The following is a 17,932-nucleotide window of genomic DNA, read 5'->3' on the forward strand; positions in this document are numbered from 1 at the left end:
AAGAAATGGATAAAAAGGAGCTCTTTAACCAATTTATATCATTTATGTCTTCTGTTCATCATGTGTCAAATGAACTCACTAAAGATGCAAAGCACCATTCAATTTCACAAGTTCAATATAACATTCTTGAATTCATCAAAGTAAACCAACCTGTAACCCCTACGGAGATAAATGATTGTCTAAAAATGACTATGTCTAATACCAGTCGTGAGCTTAGTAAATTAAGTGAGAAAAATATGATTGAGAAGGCACCTGATACAAATGACAGGCGTAAGCAATCTATCATGTTATCTGAAGATGGAGAAGTATTGATGAACGAGGCATTCCACATAATTGAAGTCCGTTTTCTAGATCGAATTAAGGATGCTTCTAGTGAGGATTTAAAGGAGATTGAACAAGCTTTTGATGTTTTGAGGGAGAAATTGTTTAAGTAGTCTTACGAATTGATTACTCATCTTCCGTAAATACTTATAAAAAGAATCCATTCTGACTAAAAATCAAAATGAGTTCTATACACTTAGAAAACTCACGTAAGTAATGCCTCCCAAAAGATAGTTGCTATTCTATCATTTGAAGAGGCATTACGAAGGTGAGTTTTTTCATTCCAAGAAATAGTATTTCTTTTATTGATATCAGAATAAGTTCCCCTAGTTACAATAAAAATGGGAGTACAAAAAGATGTCCTAGCGTAATATAATCCTATTCTTACTCTTCGTTATAACTCATTTCTAAATCACGTATCATTTTCCCTTGCAAAGTAAACGAATCCACTATTATCCAGTTTTCATCCTTTAGCTCCACTTGGAAAATATGGTTTACTCCATTTTCTGTTTTATAAACAACATAACCTTTCTCACCTGATTTTTTCTCTATCATTACAATAGGATTCACCACAGTCTGATTATTCATTTGCTGTTCTTTTTGGAAGTCTATTGCAAAATCAAGATTAAAATGTGGTAATTCTGCTTTATTATATTCTCCTAGTTGTAGTCCCATTTCACTAGCAACTTCCTCTACGATATAATCCATAAAGTAGGTTTTTTTGTCCACCTTATCCTCTCTTAATCCAAAACCCATAATTTTGTTAGAGACCTCTTGTCCCTTTATCGTACTCAGATCAACTTCAATTGCTAATTCTTCCAGTTCAATTATAGTCCCATTGTCGTCTATGACTGGTACAATAGTTATCAGATTATCTTGTAATGGCTCAAATAAAGCATTCATCTTCAAAACTTGCTTATCAAATTTTACGAGAGGGATAATTTTCTTCGTATAGTCCATGCTCCCTAACCTATTGCCATTATCGTTATAAACAAGAAAATCATAAGCTGTTTCATCCCCAAAAGGCATATCCAATTCCATATGGATTTTTGTCCCACTTGGTGCTAGTTGAATAGTAAACACTTCAAATTTATAGTTATTCACTTCTTTTGTTTTACCAACTTCATAAGCTAACGTATTGGTATTCTTAGTAACAGGGATTCGGAAGTTCCAATCTCCCTTCGTATGAAAAATCTCACTAAAACTAACATCTAATGTAAAACTATCCGGCAATGTGGCAGTAGTTTCTATTGTTCCAATCACTTGGTCACCTTTCAATGTACTATGTCCACTCATGCTCGTAACAGTTTGATTATCAATTCCCAATTTCACTTCCGTATCTAATGCTTCAAAAGCCCCCAAATCATCAACATTTGGTATCGTGTATCCTACTACTAAGCGAAAATCATCATAGTAAACTTCCGTAATCGTTACTGGAATATCTTGACTGACATACGTTTCACCTATTTTTGTTACGAAGCCTTCATTAGAGGCATTTTCCAACCCAGTATCAAAATAGGAGATTACACTCCCTATCCATGGTACCTGACTTAAAATCTTCGCCATAACCGGAGAAACAAATGCAGAACTAAATAAAAGTATCATTAAGGTCGCTGCTGTAGCAAATAGATAATAGAGCTTTCTATTCTTTTTTCTAGGAGTGGAAATAGTTTTAGTTATGGCCGTATCCAGTTTATCCTCAGGAATAGGAATTGCATGAACTTTACGCTTAAAGTTATGTATCTCATTATCCATTCATATAGTCCTCCTCTATTTTTCCTTTTAATATTTTTAGGGACCGATGTAAAGATGATTTCACAGTCCCCTCCGGACAATCTAGGAATTCTGCAATTTCGCGACTAGTCAAATCCTCATAGTATTTTAGAATAATTATTGTCTTGTCTCTTTCACTCAAGTAATCTAATAGGTCATATAAATCTAGTTTTTCCTCAGTATGAACCATTCGTTGTTCCACAATTTCTACATTTCCATCTTCAAATGGGATAACTTTCTTCTGGCGTCTATGAAAGTCTATCGCACAATTGATGGTAATCCGTTTTAGCCATGCCGCTACTTGATTAATCTCTTTCATATTCCCAATAGATAGTAGCGCTTTATAGGTTGCCTCCTGAACGATATCAACAGCATCATTTTCGTTTTTAACGTAAAGGAAAGCAATACGGTATAGCCTATGTTTTTCAGCTTGAATTATTTTTGCAAAAGCTTTTTTGTTTCCCTTTTTGGCTTTATTTACATCGCGTATGGTGTACATGTCGTCCTCCTTTCCTATACATGACGAATGAGGGGGGAGAAATCGTTGCATTTATTTTTGTATATAAAAAATAACCACTATATAAGATTAGCGGTTACTTCATGTTTCATCAATTTTATTTTTAAAGGATACTTCTTTCTTCTCCTCCCATCATATCGTTACCCATATGCAAAATTCTCCGTTATGAAATAATGGTAGAGACAAACACTAGTAACAGAATGATGGGATACAAAGAAAAAGAATCCATAGTGACTCTCATCAAAATGGATTCCATATCAACCTATTATTACGCTTTAAAAATAATCACTAGTGGAGCTAAAAATCACCTCAAGAAGTAGTAGGCATGTAATCAAATCCGTTCTTTCTTTATACTAGTTCTCTTCAACCGAAACCGATACAAACTCAAACTTTGTCACGTCAACAAGCCCCATGTCTGTTATCTTTAATGTTGGAATAACGGCTAAAGACATAAAGCCTAACGTCATGATTGGATCTACATCATCCGATATGCCTAGAACTTCTCGTGCGGCTTTGTTTACTTTGGTTTGCTCCGCTGCTACTTCTTCACCTGATAGATTACTCATCAATCCACCTACTGGAAGTGCCATTCTGGAGATGACTTCACCATTATTAACTAAGACGACACCACCATCTTGTTGTTTTAATTTTTCAATGACGATGGCCATATCCGCATCATTCGTTCCTGTGACAATCAAATTATGGGAATCATGGGCAATGGAAATTCCAATAGCACCTCTTTGAATACCGTAATCCTTAAATAAACCAACAAACACATTTCCCGTATTGTTATGTCTCTCCACAACAGCAATTTTTGCGACTGGTTTTGCAGGATTGTATATAAACTCTCCCGTCTCATCCCGTTCAACCTCTACAATTGCTTCATTCGTCAATGCCTCTGTTGGGACATATTGAATCGCTCTTGCTTTATTAGAAGTTAATTGCAAACGTAGCTTTTCGATCGAAAAATCACCGATATGGACACTAGATTGCACAGAAGAAGTATCTGCTTTCGTATATGGAAGTACATATTCTTCTTGATTTGCAACTAGTTCCCCATTAATATACGTCTGTTCTACTACCAAATTATCAAGATCTCGAAAAATAACCAAATCTGCTCTCAATCCTGGTGCTACTGCTCCACGATCATGTAACTGGCAGCATGTTGCTGTATTGATCGTCGCCATCTGAATTGCAGTAATTGGATCCATGTTTTCTTCGATACAAATACGGATGGAATTGTCTAGATGCCCCTTTTCTAAAATCGTCTTTGCTTGTACATCATCTCCGCATAAACAGCAGCGATGCGCATTCTGCGGTGTAACTCCTTTTAACAATGTACGCAAATTATGTGTAATAGTCCCTTCTCTTAAGAAAACATACATCCCTCTTGAAATACGAGCTTGTAATTCCTCTACAGTAGAGCATTCATGGTCATTTTCAACACCAGCAGCGACATATGCATTTAGTTCCTTACCACTCACCATTGGACTATGTCCATCAATTCGTTTATTTAAATTCCTAGCAACTAATAATTTATCAATAACACTATCTTGGGCTTGAATCACCCCAGGAAAGTCCATAAATTCAGCAAGTCCTGCTGCTTTCCCCTCCTCCAAAGGAGCCACCATATCCGATGCCGTTAACACAGCACCAGCGTTTTCCATATTGGTAGCAGGTACACAGGAAGGTAACATATATTGAATATCTAATGCAGTATGCTTTGCCGCCTCGATCATATAATCCAATCCTTTTAGCCCCGCTACATTCACAATTTCATGAGGGTCTGCCATTACGGTTGTGGTTCCATGTGGTACAAGTAATCGACCAAACTCTTCTGGGGTCACATAAGACGATTCTACATGGATATGCGGATCAATAAAACCAGGTGCAATGTACTTCCCTTCTAAATCAACCGTTTCCTTCCCCTCATATGCTTCACCAATCCCGGCAATCTTTCCATCTATAATTGCGACGTCACCATGTAGGACACTACCTTGATAAACATCGATAATTTTCCCATTTTTTAACACAAGATCCGCAACCTCGCGACCTGCTGCAACATTTATCAATTTTGTTAAGTCACTTTTTTTCATTTTTTCTTCCCCCATCTCTGAATTTGGATCCAATCTGTCTTTAGAAAAAATTAGAAAAACTAGCATTCACTCTTTTTTACCGGGCGTAGTAGTATTTGTTATGCTCTCAAGGAAGATTTTATACTTTCCTAACTACTAAAAAGCTCGAAAGAACACTACACTCTAAAATCTACGAGTATAGCAATTCCTCCGAGCCTTTTATGCCTGAAAAGATAGTAATAGATATCTAAATCTGTTACTATGTAATGCTACTCATAGTCAGTTCATTTACGGTAAACTGGTAGAAACTCGCAAGCCATATTCTTGCTATTATATGAGTGAATAGATGTATGCAATTATTAGTATTATAGCACTACATAATTAGATTTCAACAGAAAAATTCTTTCGATAACTAATCATAAGTAATCTCCATGGATAGATAAAAACCCATACCGAACGAATTTCAGCATGGATTTTTTAAGTTCATAAATTTATTATTGAGCTGTATAGCCACCATCAACAATTAAGCTATTACCAGTCATGAAACTAGAATCATCACTTGCCAAGAATAATACAGCTTTTGCCATTTCTTCTGGTTTACCTAAACGCTTCATTGGTGTTGAATTAGTTAGGAAGCCTCTATCTGTTTCACCTAAGATTGGTGTATCAATAAATCCTGGGCATAGTGCATTGACACGGATGTTACGATCTGCATATTCTAATCCAAGAGAACGAGTTAAGTTAACCACTCCACCTTTTGCCGCATTATATGCTGCACTACCAGGTGATCCAACCCAACCATACATAGAAGCTGTATTGACAATAACACCACTACCTGCCTTCAAGAACTCTTTAATTGCGGCTTGTGCAACTAAAAATACACCGTCTAAATCAACTTCTACTGTTTTTCTCCATTCAGCATATGTTAATTCTTCTGTCGGTTTTACAGCACCGATACCAGCATTATTAAAGAGAATATCTACTTTACCAAAGGTTGATAATGTTTTATCATAAATATTATTTACATCGTCTTCACTCGTTACATCCGCTTTTACGAAGATAGCTTCAGTGCCTTCCGATTTTAATTCTGCTTCAAACGCAGTTCCTTTTTCTTCATTGAAATCTACTAACACTAATTTTGCCCCTTCAGCAGCAAACAAGCGCGCTGTTGCAGCCCCAATTCCAGATACGCCACCAGTGATGATTGCTACTTTATCTTGTAGTTTCCCCATAATCGATGCCTCCTGTTATAATATATTTAGACAATTTTTTATTTAAATGCTTACAATTTAATTGTAGTACGTAACTTTTTGCTATCCAACCATCAATACTGTCCTTATTGTCTATTAGGCAGACATATTATACGTAACTGTCTATTAGTTATACAGATATTAGTAAACTGTTTATTACAGGGGGTATCGTAATGACTGAACTGCTCTCCACTCCACGTAAAAACCGAACTAAAGAACATTTCCAATTAGCACTTATTGCGTTAATCAAAGAAAAGGGCTTCCAGCATGTCACAATCAAAGATATTGTGGAATACGCCAAATATAATCGAAGCACCTTCTACACCCATTATCGTGATAAATATGAGTTAGCAGAGGATTTACTAGAGACAATGCTCCTCGGGTTACAAGAAGCAGTCGGGAAACCGTTTCAATCTAAAAAAAAGATAAGCACCGTTCATCTCACTAAAAGTTCTTTTAATATAATTTCCTATATTTATCAGAATGGTAACTTCTTTGAATTGATTACCTATCAAGATACGATTCCAGAATTGCATACAAGATTTCTGGAAACAATCTTAAAAATCTATCAAGACAAGTTCCAATTTGAAACTATAGACCATTTACCAGTAGATATGGATTACTTTACACGGTATACGGCGTATGGATTTTATGGGCTAATATCCCACTGGATACATACAGGGTTTGAGGCTTCTCAGGAAGAGTTTATTGAGGAGGTTATCCGGTTAGCGCAGACGCATATGGCTTCCGTTCGATTTGTTGGGACGGATTAGTTAATGTACGGCTATTAATTCGAATTTATTTTCAACAGTACTCTAAATACTAGTGTACAGAATAAAAAAGCTCGGAAAAATGACTACACTCTAAATTCTACGAGTATAACCATTTTTCCGAGCCTTTTATGCCTAAAAAGATACGAATAAGTGACGATATAATGCTACTCATAGTCAGTTTATTTACGGTGAACTGGTAGAAAACTTACAAGCCATATTCTTGCGGCTATATGAGTAAATAGGTACAATTAATTGTTTATTATAGCACTCAATCTATAACCTTTTTCTCTCGAACCATGATGATTAGTAGTAGTGACACCTGCAATATGGATACGAACACCTTTCTTAATTGGAGAAGCTAAAAATCCAACCAGTGCACCAATTAAAAACAGTAAAGATGACAAGAGAATGGTTTCCCTTTTCCTCATTCATAATCCCTCCTACATGCTTTTGATAAACATTCATAAGATAAATAGTAAACAAAGGGTAATAGTTATTTGCCACTAAAGCACTATCTTTATTTAACTAGATCATGCTTAAAGGCATAAATTACTGCCTGTGTTCGGTCCTGAACCCCAAGTTTCCCAAGAATGTTACTTACGTGCACCTTCACCGTCTTTAGTGCAATAAAAAGTTCATCGGCAATTTCTTGATTGGATTTACCTTGCGCGACTAGCAAAAGAATTTCCATTTCCCGATCGGTTAATTGATCATGAAGATGTGTGACAGGCTTTTCACGCATTTTCGTCATAATCTTTCCTGTTACTTCTGGCTCTAGGACGGATTGTCCTTGGTAAGTTGAGCGAATCGCTTTAGCTATTTCTTCCGCTCTCGATGTTTTTAGCATATAGCTTGTCGCACCCGCTTCTAATGCCGGGTATACTTTTTCATCATCAAGAAAACTAGTGACGATGATAATTTTTGCTTCTGGCCATTGTTCTATGATCTGTTTCGTTGCTTCAATTCCGTCCATTTCCTTCATCACTAGATCCATTAGTATGATATCTGGCCTAAGCTCTAACGCAAGCTTAACGGCAGGAGCACCATCGCTCGCCTCAGCAATCACTTCAATATCTGGCTGAGCAGAGAGATAAGAGGTTACACCAATTCTTACCATTTCATGATCATCTGCGAATAAGACTTTAATCACCATGTTCACCTTCCTTCCGTATGATAGGAACCTTCACTTCTAGCTGTGTTCCTTGGTTTGGTAATGAAATAATTTTAATCGTTCCACCGACTTCTAATGCACGTTCTTTCATATTCTGCAGGCCATATGACCCAGTTTTTACTGTATTCATATCAAATCCAACACCATTATCCTTTACCCGCAGAATTGCTATATTATCTCGCTTTATTAGCATCACATGAAGAGTTGTTGCCTTTGCATGTCTTAATGTATTGGACACTGATTCCTGTAAAATGCGAAATAGTTGATCCTCCACCCCTTTATCAAGCTGGAAATCCTCTGCCTTCCAGGAGATGTCCATCGGAACCTTTTGTATAAGCTCCTTCAACAATTCTTCTACACCTTCCAGAAGTGATTTTCCTTTTAGAGCTACAGGTCGTAAATGGAGAAGCAGTGCCCGCATTTCTAGCTGGGATTGTTGAATCATGTTTTCAACTAGTCTTAGTTGCTGTTTTATTTTGCTATCTAAATCAATCGCCGTATCATTTATGGCAGACATCATCATTGAGGCAGCAAATAATTCCTGACTAACCGAATCATGTAGCTCCCTTGCTAAACGATTACGCTCTTGGACAACAATCTCTTGTAAGCTTTGCTCTCTCTCTTCCGCGCGTTTTGTTGCAAGGGTTTGGAAATGCTCTGCTTGCTTATTTATCTTTTCTTGTAATTGCTTTATTTTCTGTTCTAACCTTTTTAATTCCTTGTACGAATCCGTATCTATATCCGTATGTTGACCTTTGATTACGTTATCCAGCTTTCGCTCAACATATTGAATTCGTTGCTTCCAATACCAACCAATTGATATTCCCAGAATCGCCCCAGAGATTGTTGCAATTCCAAGGACGGTCAGTAGAAAGGACACATCACCAATTTGCTTTTCCCAAAGCATGGAACAACTAAATTCATCCTGTAAGAAAAAGGTTAACCCTACCGAGAGTACTACTAATACTAAACTATACATAATCCCGATCATCATATGGCGAAGTACTGTCATCATATGCGCTTCACCTCGATATCACCGGAAAATATAGAGGTTATAATTTTCACTCTAGGATAAGTGGAATCATAATGTTCTGTTTGGAATAAGAGTGACTTATTCACCAATTTCATATCTTTCTCGTCAAAGATGTGCGCCCTACCAAATACCGAGCTATGATGAATACTAACCTCTACTTCATAAGGAACATAAATCTCGATATTGCCAACTAAATGACGGATAGAGATTACCGCTGTATCATTAGGAAGCACCGTATTACTTAGGTCGATCACCCGATCTCCAATCCCACCATGAATATTAACATCCCGCCATTGATAAGCCATATCCTCGGTTTGCATATCATCAAAGAGCTTATTTTGAAAAAGTGGCTTCATTTTAATGAGCTTATCATTATTAATGACATGGTTAGGGAGAGTCGGTTTTAAGCTTTTACTATTTTTGGACTCATAATAATCTTTAAGCCACAGTACAATGACCACGACAATCAGAAAACGAACTGCCCACAAGTTTAAAATACAGAAGACAAACGAGACGATAAAAATCCAAAATAGAACCTTTCCCCATAAATGCTGGAAGTTTTTCCATCCTATATAAGCAAATATAGCGGAAAATATAGCAGGTATAACAGCCCCACCAAAATGGAAAATAATTTCCAAAATAAGGAGGATTACTCCTACGATCATAATCCAGTTGAGTGTATCTGTTTTTAATTTCTTGAACATAGCAGGAATCCCCCCTATCAACTCACACAGGCCCAATTGCTTGGGCCTGTGTCATGAGTATACCATTTTTAATGCGTTTTTGCGCATTTCAATTAATTCGCTTTTTCCTTTTCCTGCATTTCTTTTTCTAATTTAGCAATCTTACTATCAAATGTGCTCTTATAATAAGCACTATTGACCATGTATTCCAGGTTGTCAATGTAACGTTCCATTTCAGCGAACTTAGAGAATGGTTTATCAGATACCTCTTCCATCACGCGATTAATTTGATGATTGGCATGAAGAACATTCTCACGTCCCATCAATTCCATCCGACGAAGGCGCATATCTTTAACCCGGTGCTTCATTTCTTCATATTTTTGCTCCAGCTCTTCTAATTGCTCCATTGCTTCCTGGCGAGATGCCTTCATTCTTTCCGCACGCGCTTGATATTCTTCCTTTTCCTTTTGTGCAAAAGCATGCATTTGCTCCTCGCCCGCTTTTTCAGCAATAAAAGCCTGCTTTTCACGTTTCTCAGCCATTTCCGCTGCTTTCAAATATTCCCTTGAAAACTCATCCTTCAACTTATATTGACGCTCAATTAATTTACGCACCTTCTCTACCTCTTGTTCTGCTTGGCGTAAATATTGATTTAACGTTGAAACTGGGTTTTTCTTCTCCTTTTTGTCCAGTAAATCATGTAAATCCGCTTCTATAGAATCTTTAATCCGTGTGAAAACATTTGTCATAATAAGTTCTCTCCTTTTATTTTTGAATTGTAGTCTGAGGGCGTATGTGCTGGTTTTCCGGGTTCATCTTTCTTGCTTTCGGGTGCATGTACCCTGGCCTCGGGTTTATTTACTCCAAATTCGGGCCCATCTTTCTCAAACTTGGGCTCATTTTCTCCATTTTCGGGCGCATCTCCACAACTCCTGGGTTCATCTTCTTCCTCTTCGGGCGCATGTTCCCAAACCTTGGGCTCATCTTCTCCCTCTTCGGGCGCATCTCCACAACCCTCGGGCTCATCTTTACCTCTATCGGGCTCATGCTCCTAGTCCTCGGGCTCATCTTCCCACTTTTCGGGCCCATCTCCCCCAACCCCAAGCACATATCCCAAGCTCCACCACTTATCCATAAATCTTAATTATTCAAATCTGCCCATTGGTGTTCAAAGTTTGTAAATGGATCACCGTCATCAGTAGGAACAACGGGGGAATCTCCATCTTTTTTCCAGTTTTTCACGATCCAATACAATGCAAATGCAGCTGCAATTCCAATGACAGAGTAAATATTGGTGAAACCGACTCCTAGAATAATGAGCCCTAGAATAACCCAACCAATTTTAGCTGCGACTGAATCACTCTTCACGAACTTTTTGAAGACGATATATAGCAACCATACACTAAGACCTAATAAAACCATTGGACCAAGGTTAACTAATAATACAAGTAGGGCAATTAGCCCTCCTACAAACAGCATAAATTTTCTCATCTGATTGCCTCCTTTCTTTATCATGAGTTAAGTTTACCGAGAAAAAGGGTTTTGGATAATGAGCCTCAGCTATATTTTGAACTAGGTCTAGGGGCTTATTTGGGTATAGGGCTTCTAAACAAGAAGAGGCAACCCTAAAGATGTGAACCTTTAGAATTGCCTCTATTACATTTGTAAACTTTCTCTTCTCTCCCGAAAAATTCATAAACTTCCCATTAAAACAAAGCCCCAAATAAAGCTATTTTGGGCTAAAGGGGGATCTAACTATCTCCTAAACCATCCCCAACTATCTCTATTAAACTAATTTGACTCTGATTCAAAAAACGTACTGGATATCCACTTGTTCCGAGACCGCTATCCACGTACAAAAATTGCCCCTGGCCCAAGTCGAATATTCCTTTCTCCCACCTTGGAAAAAGACTTCTTTCTGGGCCTACAACAGCCCCAATGATAGGGAGCCTAATTTGACCTCCGTGTGTATGCCCACTCAAGATTAGATCAGCTTGTATCCTATTGTACTTATCGACAATACTCGGTGAATGGGAAAGTAATATCGTATACTGATTATCCTTTATACCAGCAAATGCCTGGCTTAGATTTTCATGATCGGTGGATGCATTATCAACGCCCACTACATTAATTACGGTGTTATCCTTCGTAAATGTGATGTTTTGATTATCTAAGATAGTAATGCCCCGATCACGAACTCCGGACAAAAATCTCCCTACATTTTCGTTAGCCAACTCATGGTTTCCAGTTACGAAAAACACATGGGGATGAGCTCGTTTTATTTTCTCCATAAAGACATACACATTTGTAAAATCATCTGTATTCCGACTAATAAAATCTCCAGTCAATACTATCATATCAGCATTTGCATGTTTTACTGTCATTATCAACTTTTCATACTGATCTGGGTAAACCTTATTGTGAAGGTCTGTTATTTGTAAAATCGATACTTTCGTTTTCACCGGAACTTTTTTCGTTCGAAATTGGACTCTATTTACTTTAAATACATTCGTATCGAAATAGGCCTTCCCCAGTGCCCCAATGAATAATAATAGATGGAAAATCCATAGGAACCGTTTTATACTGTTGACACTCTTCCGCTTTCTTCTTTGCATTGCGTTCCATCCTTATCACATATACATTTCAACTAATTCTATACATCTATTCTTTGTCATCTCCATAAGCTTAGATGTATAAGCAAAGGATTCCATTGAGCCACCTTTGTAGTTAGCTGCCTCCGCTTCTGCCACTTCATCACGTAAAACAATCCAATTACGCTGTTCTTCTCTTAACGTTTGCATTACTTCATCAGAAAGCTGACTTTGTAAGATACCGTATAATTCATTTAAGGTATTATCCCATGCTTTATACATTTCTCCTGCTGCTTCCTCCATATCGACTTGTGTACCCGTCTCTATGATTTCACGCTGCGCTGCTAGGCTAGCTTCTACTACTGCTAGTTTTCTGACGTATTCTGCTTTCGTTACTACCTTCTCTTCTTGAGCACTTACAGATCCATTCCCTTGCTCCTCATTCGTATCAGCATTCCCTTCTGGTTCTTGTTCTTCCTTCGTTTCCACATCCGCTTCTTCTGATAAAGGATTATCCTTCACCTTATCTGATTCTGATTGTTCTACGGTTGAATTAGAACAACCTACTAGAATGAGTAATGGTATCATTAGTAACAATAATTTTCGCATGTCATGCTGCCTCCAATTCATTGATTCCCAAATAGTATATCAAATAATTGGTAAAAAGTTACCAAATGTTATGCGTGCAATAATCTCGAAGGCTTGTGACGTTTAGCGTTCCAATGTTGGATGGATTGGAGAATAAAGCCATTAGCACGATCATTTTTCTCCAATGCCTCTTTTGTCCTTTTATGATATTCAGTAGCAGGATTTACAGGATACTCGCCACAAATATCGACACCGATAATAGATTTAGTGCGATAGAGTGCCTTTACCATGCCCATCATTTGCTTTAGTCGGAGTGTCCCATGATCCCATGCAGTCAAAGCCTCCTCCTGAAGAAGAACATCCTTATCCATGCTGATATAAATAGATTTAGTTGGTAGATTAGTTAAGATAGATTTGGTAATCGTTGGTAGGTTAGATTGGAGTGAGTGTTCCGTATAGACTGCTACTTTGTTCTGTACGTCTTCCGGGATATGGAGATAGGCGTCTTCACTCACACCAATGATAAATACCTTCTTCAGCATGGGAAGATTATGAATGGACTCCAGAACCCATGAGCCACAAGAAATCAGGCTCTCACTTGGAGCTGGAAGTGTATCTGTATGATGATCAAATAACACTAATGTATAGGGCTCATTGATCTGGGATTGTAGAATATACGAGATATAATGATAGTTTCCACTACCTAAATAATGAATGTTGCTGCTTGGATGATTCCTCATTCTATCCGCCAGTTCCCATAAGACAGCTTTTTCACAGAACAAACTAATATTCCGCATATATTCCAAATCGATCGATGTATAGTTGCTTCTTAGATAGAAAGATTGTCTACGATAAGTCCCATCGAAGTTCCATAAAGTTACACTGCTTTCCATATTCATTCCTCCATGTTCACTAGTAACCTAATCATTTGGTAGATATGATAACCTATTATATTCTTTTTACCGCTTCCTTTCCATCCCTTAAATCCACCATTTTTTGATGCCTTTCCTTAATGCGGATGCATTTATTTAAGTGCAAAAAGATATGTCTCGTAGCAGGCATTAATACCAACCCTGCTATTGTTTTTTTACTCCAATACTCCGCCAACCAGGTAGAATCCTCTGTTACTGCTTTTTCTGTAAATAACCGGTTGATTCGATCTGATTCAACCTTCAACCTGAATGGACCGGCTTCCAATTGCGATATGATTTCTTGGGTACGTTTGCCTACAGCTTGTCTATATAATAGCAGGGCCTTGAAATTCATTTCCTTACTTAATTTTGCAATATCCTCTTCACTCATATCATTTCCCGAATGTTCAAATGGGATATGAAGTTGCTCCAGCCAATTTGCTGTGCTGAGTACTTGTTTTCTACCTGCCACTAAAATATTCATCGTCATGTCTTCAATTCGGGTAACATGCCATAAATGCCACGCAATCGAATTTTTTGTATCTGGGCTTTTCACAGGGTACTTCCGAAATGTTGACTCTGTTAAATCATCTAATAACGCAGTTGCTAGACTTTCCTGATAGGAAAATGTATGTAAAAGCGAATGTTGGGTAAGAAATAGTTGAACTGCCTCCTCATGCTTTTCAGGTCTTCTTATCATTTCTTTTAGCGTTTTGTGGTTTGCATTCCAAGCCTTGCGCTCAGTCTTGTCCATAGTTGGTAATACCCCCTATTTATTAATCTATCAGGTTAAAAAATAGAATATGTTGAACTCTAGTATAGTATGTTCAGTCAAAATAGACAAAAAACTTATAATAATCTGTTATAATAAACATACAAATAAGCTGATAAAGGAGCTATAAAATGATTCGAACTCCGGAATCCCTATTTGAAAACATCGCCCAAGATCATGAAGTATTGCAATTGTTTAAGCATCACTCTTTACGTGTTATGTATCTCTCAGCCATGCTTGCAAAAGAAGCTGGTTGTTATGATGATGATTTGCGAGTTGCAGCATTTTTACATGACATCGGAAAAATTGGTATAGCAAAAGAAATATTATTGAAACCTGGAAAGTTAAATCCAATTGAGAGAACCATTATTGAAAGTCATAGCCATATTGGTAACCTGATTCTTCGAAAAGAGCTAGGTAAAACGCGAGCTGCTGCTTTTATTCGTGACCATCATGAAAATTGGGATGGGACAGGGTATCCGAGAAGATTAGTAGGAGAAGAAATCTCGATTCAAGGGAGAATTATTAGAATCTGTGATTCCTTTGATACGATGACTTACGATGAGAGAAATTACAAGCTATCGAAAATGTCCCATGATGAGGCTTTTGAAGAATTAACGAGATGCGCATGGTCTCAATTTGACGGGAATCTAGTAGAAATGTTCATTCATTTGTTAACGGAGTTAGAGCTACCAGAGAACTGGTATGATACGTATAATATCAATTTTATCGAAAAAATGTATAAGCCATTCGATACGCCTTCAGATTCTTTATAATAGCTAGATTAAAGGATGTAGAGCGAACATAACCTTTTGTTCGCCCTACTTTTATTACCTATAGTCGCTTTAATGCATCTTCAACTGGTGTATCCCCAGACATGATTTCTAATGTCTTCCGGTACGTCTTTTCCTCATCTAAAGCTGCGACCACTGTCCTTGCTACATCCTCACGCGGTATTGATGTTTTTTGAATTTCCTCGCCAACTGCAATTTTCCCTGTACCAGGTTCATTGAGTAGTAGTCCTGGACCTAGGATGGTATAGTTTAAATCGCTTGCTACAAGCATTCTGTCTGCATAATGTTTAGCCACCATGTATGGTTTAATCGGACTATCTTTCCACGATTCACGATCATGCGCCTTATAAGCACTAACCATAATATATCGATTTACTCCAGCCTTTTCAGCTGCTTCCATCGACTTCACCGCACCATCTAAATCAACGAGCAATGTTTTATCTGGACCTGTATTTCCCCCAGATCCAGCCGAAAAGATTACCGCTTCAGAACCTCGCATCACTTCTGCAAGCTCCTCTACACTACCTTCTAAATTCGCTATAGCCGCTTTCACACCAGATGCTTTCAATTGCTCTGCCTGCTCCTCGCTACGAACCATAGCAGTTAACTCATGCTTATTACTTTCTTGAAGGAACTTCACGATATGTTTTCCAACCTGACCATTTGAACCGATAAGAAATACTTTCATGTATGAAAACTCCCTTCACTATGGATAGTTATATTGTTTCAAAAGAAGGCAGTTTTATCAAAGATATTGCTTTCGTATTATGCCCTATCAAAAAACTTCCTGAAAATTTTAAAAAAATAGTATGAAAATAATTTTAAAGCATGTTACATTCGAAATGTACCAAATAATATATGAGGAAAGGAAGAATTAATGATGGAATATAAATTAGAAACCCTCCCCAATTATCGGATTGCTTATAAGAGGCGGATTGGTCCATATGGCCCGGAAAATATTAACGTGATGACCGAATTAAAAGGTTGGGCTAGTGCGAGAAATCTTCTTCAATCATCCATTCTGTATGCAGTCCCATTAGACAATCCAGCTTCTACAAAACCTGAAGACTGTCGATTTGATGCTTGTATCGTAATCGATAACGATTACCCATTAGATAATACCATTAGCGAACGTGAACTTCTTGGCGGAAGATACATTATGTTTAAAATCAAGCATACAACGGAAGCAATAAAAGAGGCATATACTAAGCTACATACTTGGATACAAAAAAGTGGATATCAGATGGATAACAAACCGATTATGGAACGATACAAAGCGGACCTATTGAAAAACCATTACTGTGAAGTATGCGTGCCAATTAAATAGTAGCTTGAGAGGTTTGTCTTCTCTTGACTAGATGACCTCCATACAATAAGAAATTTACCCTTGCATTACAATATAGTATATGTTATTCTACACATATACTTTGTATTGCAAGGCATTTTTCAATTCCTACAACCCTTGTATTACAATATAGCGAAGGAGGTCACGTAATATGTCGACAACCCAAATGCTAAAAGGCATCTTAGATGGTTGTATTCTTGCCATCATAAAAGATAAGGAGGTATATGGTTATGAACTAGCCGAAAAGCTTGAGGAATACGGCTTTCAATCCTTCAGTGAAGGTACCATATATCCACTATTAATGCGGATGCAGAAAGAAAAACTGGTCACCTCCACATTAAGAAAATCTACAGCTGGACCTCGCAGAAAATATTATTCGTTAACGCCTAAGGGCGAACTGGAACTGGCAGAGTTTATGGAGCGTTGGGAGTACTTACAGTCCAATGTAAACAGAGTACTTAAACATGAATTCAAAGGAGAAGATAACGATGCATGAACTATCAAGCAAAAGCAAGACCTTCATAGAAGATCTACGGGTTTATTTATTTTCTAGTGGAAAGAAGTCCAAAGAAATCGAAGCGATTATAGAGGAATTGGAAACACATTTAATAGAAGCAGAAAAAAGAGGAAAGCCTATTGAAAAAATAGTTGGTAACTCCCCAAAGGAATATATGCAGATGATTGCCGATGAAATGAAAATCGACTTGCGGTCATGGCTAAAATACATTTTCATCATCATCGTTGGCTCACTCTCTTTTACTATCTTTAAAGATGCATTAGCAGGTTCGTTATCCTATTCCATACTAGAAATAATTGGTCATATCGTGATTGCAGGAATTTTTATTGTCACTCTTTTTCTAGCATTTCGATATATTGCTAGTCATTATCTTTCCAACCTGAATCAGTTTCTCTTGTTACTAATTGTAACGTTAGTCCCTATCGGATTGTATGTTGGGTTAATTTTCCTTAATCGCTCAGTAGAAACTCCAGTTATGGAATTTGGGCAAACCGGGACAATGATTATAACAGGAATTATGGTGCTATTTATCATCTGCCTTTCCATTTGGGCTAAAACAGCAATTCTAATTGCAATTGTTGCCTTACTTGTTTTACCAGATTATTTACTTAGTAAAACGGCATTAGATGCTGAAATGCAACTAATCGTAAGTAACATTATTTTGATAGTTGGGATAGGCTTTTATGTATGGATTAATAATCTTAACTATAAGCATAGCTAATTGACCAGCAATCGGGAAGGTTCCATGTCTATGGGAGCTTCCTCTTTTTCTCTTCCAAGTACATTTTCTGTATAGACGGAAACCTTATAACAAAGCA

The 17,932-nt window shown here is 37.5% G+C and carries 22 protein-coding genes and 2 riboswitches; of the genes, 6 read left to right on the forward strand and 16 right to left on the reverse strand.

Annotated elements, in window-relative coordinates; genetic code table 11:
- Positions 1–5: 5 nt before the first annotated feature.
- Positions 6–434, forward strand: a complete 429-nt coding sequence (locus tag MKY78_RS04060) for a MarR family winged helix-turn-helix transcriptional regulator (RefSeq protein ID WP_339216434.1) — start codon at positions 6–8, stop codon at positions 432–434.
- Between the two features lie 271 nt (positions 435–705).
- Here the strand turns inward: MKY78_RS04060 and MKY78_RS04065 are convergent, their stop codons facing one another.
- The 4 genes from MKY78_RS04065 to MKY78_RS04080 all read right to left on the reverse strand — a co-directional run bounded on the left by MKY78_RS04065 (position 706) and on the right by MKY78_RS04080 (position 5,918).
- Positions 706–2,076 (reverse strand): DUF4179 domain-containing protein, encoded by a 1,371-nt coding sequence (locus tag MKY78_RS04065; RefSeq protein ID WP_339216436.1) that lies wholly within the window; start codon positions 2,074–2,076, stop codon positions 706–708.
- Positions 2,069–2,593: a sigma-70 family RNA polymerase sigma factor gene (locus MKY78_RS04070; protein ID WP_339216438.1), complete on the reverse strand. Its 525-nt coding sequence runs from the start codon at positions 2,591–2,593 to the stop codon at positions 2,069–2,071. Before MKY78_RS04070 ends, MKY78_RS04065 begins: the two co-directional genes overlap by 8 nt.
- Before the next feature lie 371 nt (positions 2,594–2,964).
- Complete coding sequence (gene ade, locus MKY78_RS04075; protein WP_339216440.1) at positions 2,965–4,707, reverse strand: adenine deaminase; 1,743 nt, start codon at positions 4,705–4,707, stop codon at positions 2,965–2,967.
- Between the two features lie 235 nt (positions 4,708–4,942).
- A riboswitch (purine riboswitch) is annotated at positions 4,943–5,044 on the reverse strand.
- Between the two features lie 136 nt (positions 5,045–5,180).
- The gene (locus MKY78_RS04080) at positions 5,181–5,918 is read right to left on the reverse strand and encodes a glucose 1-dehydrogenase (RefSeq protein ID WP_339216441.1); all 738 of its coding nucleotides are present in this window, start codon (positions 5,916–5,918) and stop codon (positions 5,181–5,183) included.
- A gap of 191 nt (positions 5,919–6,109) precedes the next feature.
- On the opposite strand from MKY78_RS04080, the gene MKY78_RS04085 reads away from it, so the two are divergent.
- Positions 6,110–6,709 carry a TetR/AcrR family transcriptional regulator gene (locus tag MKY78_RS04085; protein WP_339216443.1) on the forward strand — a complete coding sequence of 200 codons (600 nt, stop codon included), beginning with the start codon at positions 6,110–6,112 and terminating at the stop codon, positions 6,707–6,709.
- 151 nt (positions 6,710–6,860) lie between these two features.
- A riboswitch (purine riboswitch) is annotated at positions 6,861–6,963 on the reverse strand.
- Here MKY78_RS04085 and MKY78_RS04090 read toward each other — a convergent pair.
- From MKY78_RS04090 to MKY78_RS04140, 11 genes are all read right to left on the reverse strand, one after another.
- The gene (locus MKY78_RS04090; protein ID WP_339216445.1) at positions 6,958–7,137 is read right to left on the reverse strand and encodes a hypothetical protein; all 180 of its coding nucleotides are present in this window, start codon (positions 7,135–7,137) and stop codon (positions 6,958–6,960) included. (Overlaps the previous riboswitch by 6 nt.)
- An 89-nt stretch (positions 7,138–7,226) precedes the next feature.
- On the reverse strand, positions 7,227–7,859 hold the full coding sequence (locus MKY78_RS04095) for a response regulator transcription factor (RefSeq protein WP_339217818.1): 633 nt from the start codon (positions 7,857–7,859) through the stop codon (positions 7,227–7,229).
- Complete coding sequence (locus tag MKY78_RS04100) at positions 7,852–8,895, reverse strand: sensor histidine kinase (RefSeq protein WP_339216446.1); 1,044 nt, start codon at positions 8,893–8,895, stop codon at positions 7,852–7,854. The genes MKY78_RS04095 and MKY78_RS04100 overlap by 8 nt, the downstream gene beginning before the upstream one ends.
- On the reverse strand, positions 8,892–9,617 hold the full coding sequence (gene liaF, locus MKY78_RS04105) for a cell wall-active antibiotics response protein LiaF (protein ID WP_186870822.1): 726 nt from the start codon (positions 9,615–9,617) through the stop codon (positions 8,892–8,894). Before liaF ends, MKY78_RS04100 begins: the two co-directional genes overlap by 4 nt.
- 92 nt (positions 9,618–9,709) lie before the next feature.
- A complete protein-coding gene (locus MKY78_RS04110; RefSeq protein ID WP_186870821.1) occupies positions 9,710–10,345 on the reverse strand; it encodes a PspA/IM30 family protein in 636 nt (211 codons plus the stop codon).
- Positions 10,346–10,454: 109 nt separating this feature from the next.
- Positions 10,455–10,685 carry a hypothetical protein gene (locus MKY78_RS04115; RefSeq protein ID WP_339216448.1) on the reverse strand — a complete coding sequence of 77 codons (231 nt, stop codon included), beginning with the start codon at positions 10,683–10,685 and terminating at the stop codon, positions 10,455–10,457.
- 51 nt (positions 10,686–10,736) lie between these two features.
- Positions 10,737–11,087, reverse strand: a complete 351-nt coding sequence (locus tag MKY78_RS04120; RefSeq protein WP_339216449.1) for a flagellar basal body rod protein — start codon at positions 11,085–11,087, stop codon at positions 10,737–10,739.
- Positions 11,088–11,347: 260 nt separating this feature from the next.
- Complete coding sequence (locus MKY78_RS04125) at positions 11,348–12,211, reverse strand: metallophosphoesterase (protein WP_339216450.1); 864 nt, start codon at positions 12,209–12,211, stop codon at positions 11,348–11,350.
- A gap of 15 nt (positions 12,212–12,226) precedes the next feature.
- Positions 12,227–12,796, reverse strand: coding sequence for a lysozyme inhibitor LprI family protein (locus MKY78_RS04130; RefSeq protein WP_339216452.1), 570 nt, complete (start codon positions 12,794–12,796; stop codon positions 12,227–12,229).
- Between the two features lie 68 nt (positions 12,797–12,864).
- Positions 12,865–13,668, reverse strand: a complete 804-nt coding sequence (locus MKY78_RS04135) for an arginase family protein (RefSeq protein ID WP_339216454.1) — start codon at positions 13,666–13,668, stop codon at positions 12,865–12,867.
- Positions 13,669–13,723: 55 nt separating this feature from the next.
- Positions 13,724–14,440 (reverse strand): DinB family protein, encoded by a 717-nt coding sequence (locus MKY78_RS04140; protein ID WP_339216457.1) that lies wholly within the window; start codon positions 14,438–14,440, stop codon positions 13,724–13,726.
- Between the two features lie 149 nt (positions 14,441–14,589).
- Between MKY78_RS04140 and MKY78_RS04145 the strand changes: the two genes are divergently transcribed.
- Positions 14,590–15,234: an HD domain-containing phosphohydrolase gene (locus MKY78_RS04145; RefSeq protein ID WP_339216459.1), complete on the forward strand. Its 645-nt coding sequence runs from the start codon at positions 14,590–14,592 to the stop codon at positions 15,232–15,234.
- Positions 15,235–15,292: 58 nt separating this feature from the next.
- Here the strand turns inward: MKY78_RS04145 and MKY78_RS04150 are convergent, their stop codons facing one another.
- Positions 15,293–15,940 (reverse strand): SDR family oxidoreductase, encoded by a 648-nt coding sequence (locus MKY78_RS04150; RefSeq protein WP_339216461.1) that lies wholly within the window; start codon positions 15,938–15,940, stop codon positions 15,293–15,295.
- 192 nt (positions 15,941–16,132) lie between these two features.
- On the opposite strand from MKY78_RS04150, the gene MKY78_RS04155 reads away from it, so the two are divergent.
- The 3 genes from MKY78_RS04155 (at position 16,133) to MKY78_RS04165 (ending at position 17,835) form a co-directional block, all read left to right on the forward strand.
- A complete protein-coding gene (locus tag MKY78_RS04155; RefSeq protein WP_339216463.1) occupies positions 16,133–16,579 on the forward strand; it encodes a GyrI-like domain-containing protein in 447 nt (148 codons plus the stop codon).
- 169 nt (positions 16,580–16,748) lie between these two features.
- Complete coding sequence (locus MKY78_RS04160) at positions 16,749–17,093, forward strand: PadR family transcriptional regulator (protein ID WP_339216464.1); 345 nt, start codon at positions 16,749–16,751, stop codon at positions 17,091–17,093.
- Positions 17,086–17,835, forward strand: coding sequence for a hypothetical protein (locus MKY78_RS04165; protein WP_339216466.1), 750 nt, complete (start codon positions 17,086–17,088; stop codon positions 17,833–17,835). Before MKY78_RS04160 ends, MKY78_RS04165 begins: the two co-directional genes overlap by 8 nt.
- The last annotated feature ends 97 nt before the right edge of the window (positions 17,836–17,932 follow it).

It is taken from the genome of Ornithinibacillus sp. FSL M8-0202 (genome assembly GCF_037975285.1).
Lineage (GTDB): Bacteria > Bacillota > Bacilli > Bacillales > Amphibacillaceae > Ornithinibacillus > Ornithinibacillus massiliensis.

Bases quoted from the DNA above. Each gene is read 5' to 3' on its own strand.
- MKY78_RS04060 (WP_339216434.1), top strand. From the start codon at position 6: ATGGATAAAAAGGAGCTCTTTAACCAATTTATATCATTTATGTCTTCT.
- MKY78_RS04065 (WP_339216436.1), bottom strand. From the start codon at position 2,076: ATGGATAATGAGATACATAACTTTAAGCGTAAAGTTCATGCAATTCCT.
- MKY78_RS04070 (WP_339216438.1), bottom strand. From the start codon at position 2,593: ATGTACACCATACGCGATGTAAATAAAGCCAAAAAGGGAAACAAAAAA.
- ade (WP_339216440.1), bottom strand. From the start codon at position 4,707: ATGAAAAAAAGTGACTTAACAAAATTGATAAATGTTGCAGCAGGTCGC.
- MKY78_RS04080 (WP_339216441.1), bottom strand. From the start codon at position 5,918: ATGGGGAAACTACAAGATAAAGTAGCAATCATCACTGGTGGCGTATCT.
- MKY78_RS04085 (WP_339216443.1), top strand. From the start codon at position 6,110: ATGACTGAACTGCTCTCCACTCCACGTAAAAACCGAACTAAAGAACAT.
- MKY78_RS04090 (WP_339216445.1), bottom strand. From the start codon at position 7,137: ATGAGGAAAAGGGAAACCATTCTCTTGTCATCTTTACTGTTTTTAATT.
- MKY78_RS04100 (WP_339216446.1), bottom strand. From the start codon at position 8,895: ATGATGACAGTACTTCGCCATATGATGATCGGGATTATGTATAGTTTA.
- liaF (WP_186870822.1), bottom strand. From the start codon at position 9,617: ATGTTCAAGAAATTAAAAACAGATACACTCAACTGGATTATGATCGTA.
- MKY78_RS04110 (WP_186870821.1), bottom strand. From the start codon at position 10,345: ATGACAAATGTTTTCACACGGATTAAAGATTCTATAGAAGCGGATTTA.
- MKY78_RS04115 (WP_339216448.1), bottom strand. From the start codon at position 10,685: ATGGGCCCGAAAAGTGGGAAGATGAGCCCGAGGACTAGGAGCATGAGC.
- MKY78_RS04120 (WP_339216449.1), bottom strand. From the start codon at position 11,087: ATGAGAAAATTTATGCTGTTTGTAGGAGGGCTAATTGCCCTACTTGTA.
- MKY78_RS04125 (WP_339216450.1), bottom strand. From the start codon at position 12,211: ATGCAAAGAAGAAAGCGGAAGAGTGTCAACAGTATAAAACGGTTCCTA.
- MKY78_RS04130 (WP_339216452.1), bottom strand. From the start codon at position 12,796: ATGCGAAAATTATTGTTACTAATGATACCATTACTCATTCTAGTAGGT.
- MKY78_RS04135 (WP_339216454.1), bottom strand. From the start codon at position 13,668: ATGGAAAGCAGTGTAACTTTATGGAACTTCGATGGGACTTATCGTAGA.
- MKY78_RS04140 (WP_339216457.1), bottom strand. From the start codon at position 14,440: ATGGACAAGACTGAGCGCAAGGCTTGGAATGCAAACCACAAAACGCTA.
- MKY78_RS04145 (WP_339216459.1), top strand. From the start codon at position 14,590: ATGATTCGAACTCCGGAATCCCTATTTGAAAACATCGCCCAAGATCAT.
- MKY78_RS04150 (WP_339216461.1), bottom strand. From the start codon at position 15,940: ATGAAAGTATTTCTTATCGGTTCAAATGGTCAGGTTGGAAAACATATC.
- MKY78_RS04155 (WP_339216463.1), top strand. From the start codon at position 16,133: ATGGAATATAAATTAGAAACCCTCCCCAATTATCGGATTGCTTATAAG.
- MKY78_RS04160 (WP_339216464.1), top strand. From the start codon at position 16,749: ATGTCGACAACCCAAATGCTAAAAGGCATCTTAGATGGTTGTATTCTT.
- MKY78_RS04165 (WP_339216466.1), top strand. From the start codon at position 17,086: ATGCATGAACTATCAAGCAAAAGCAAGACCTTCATAGAAGATCTACGG.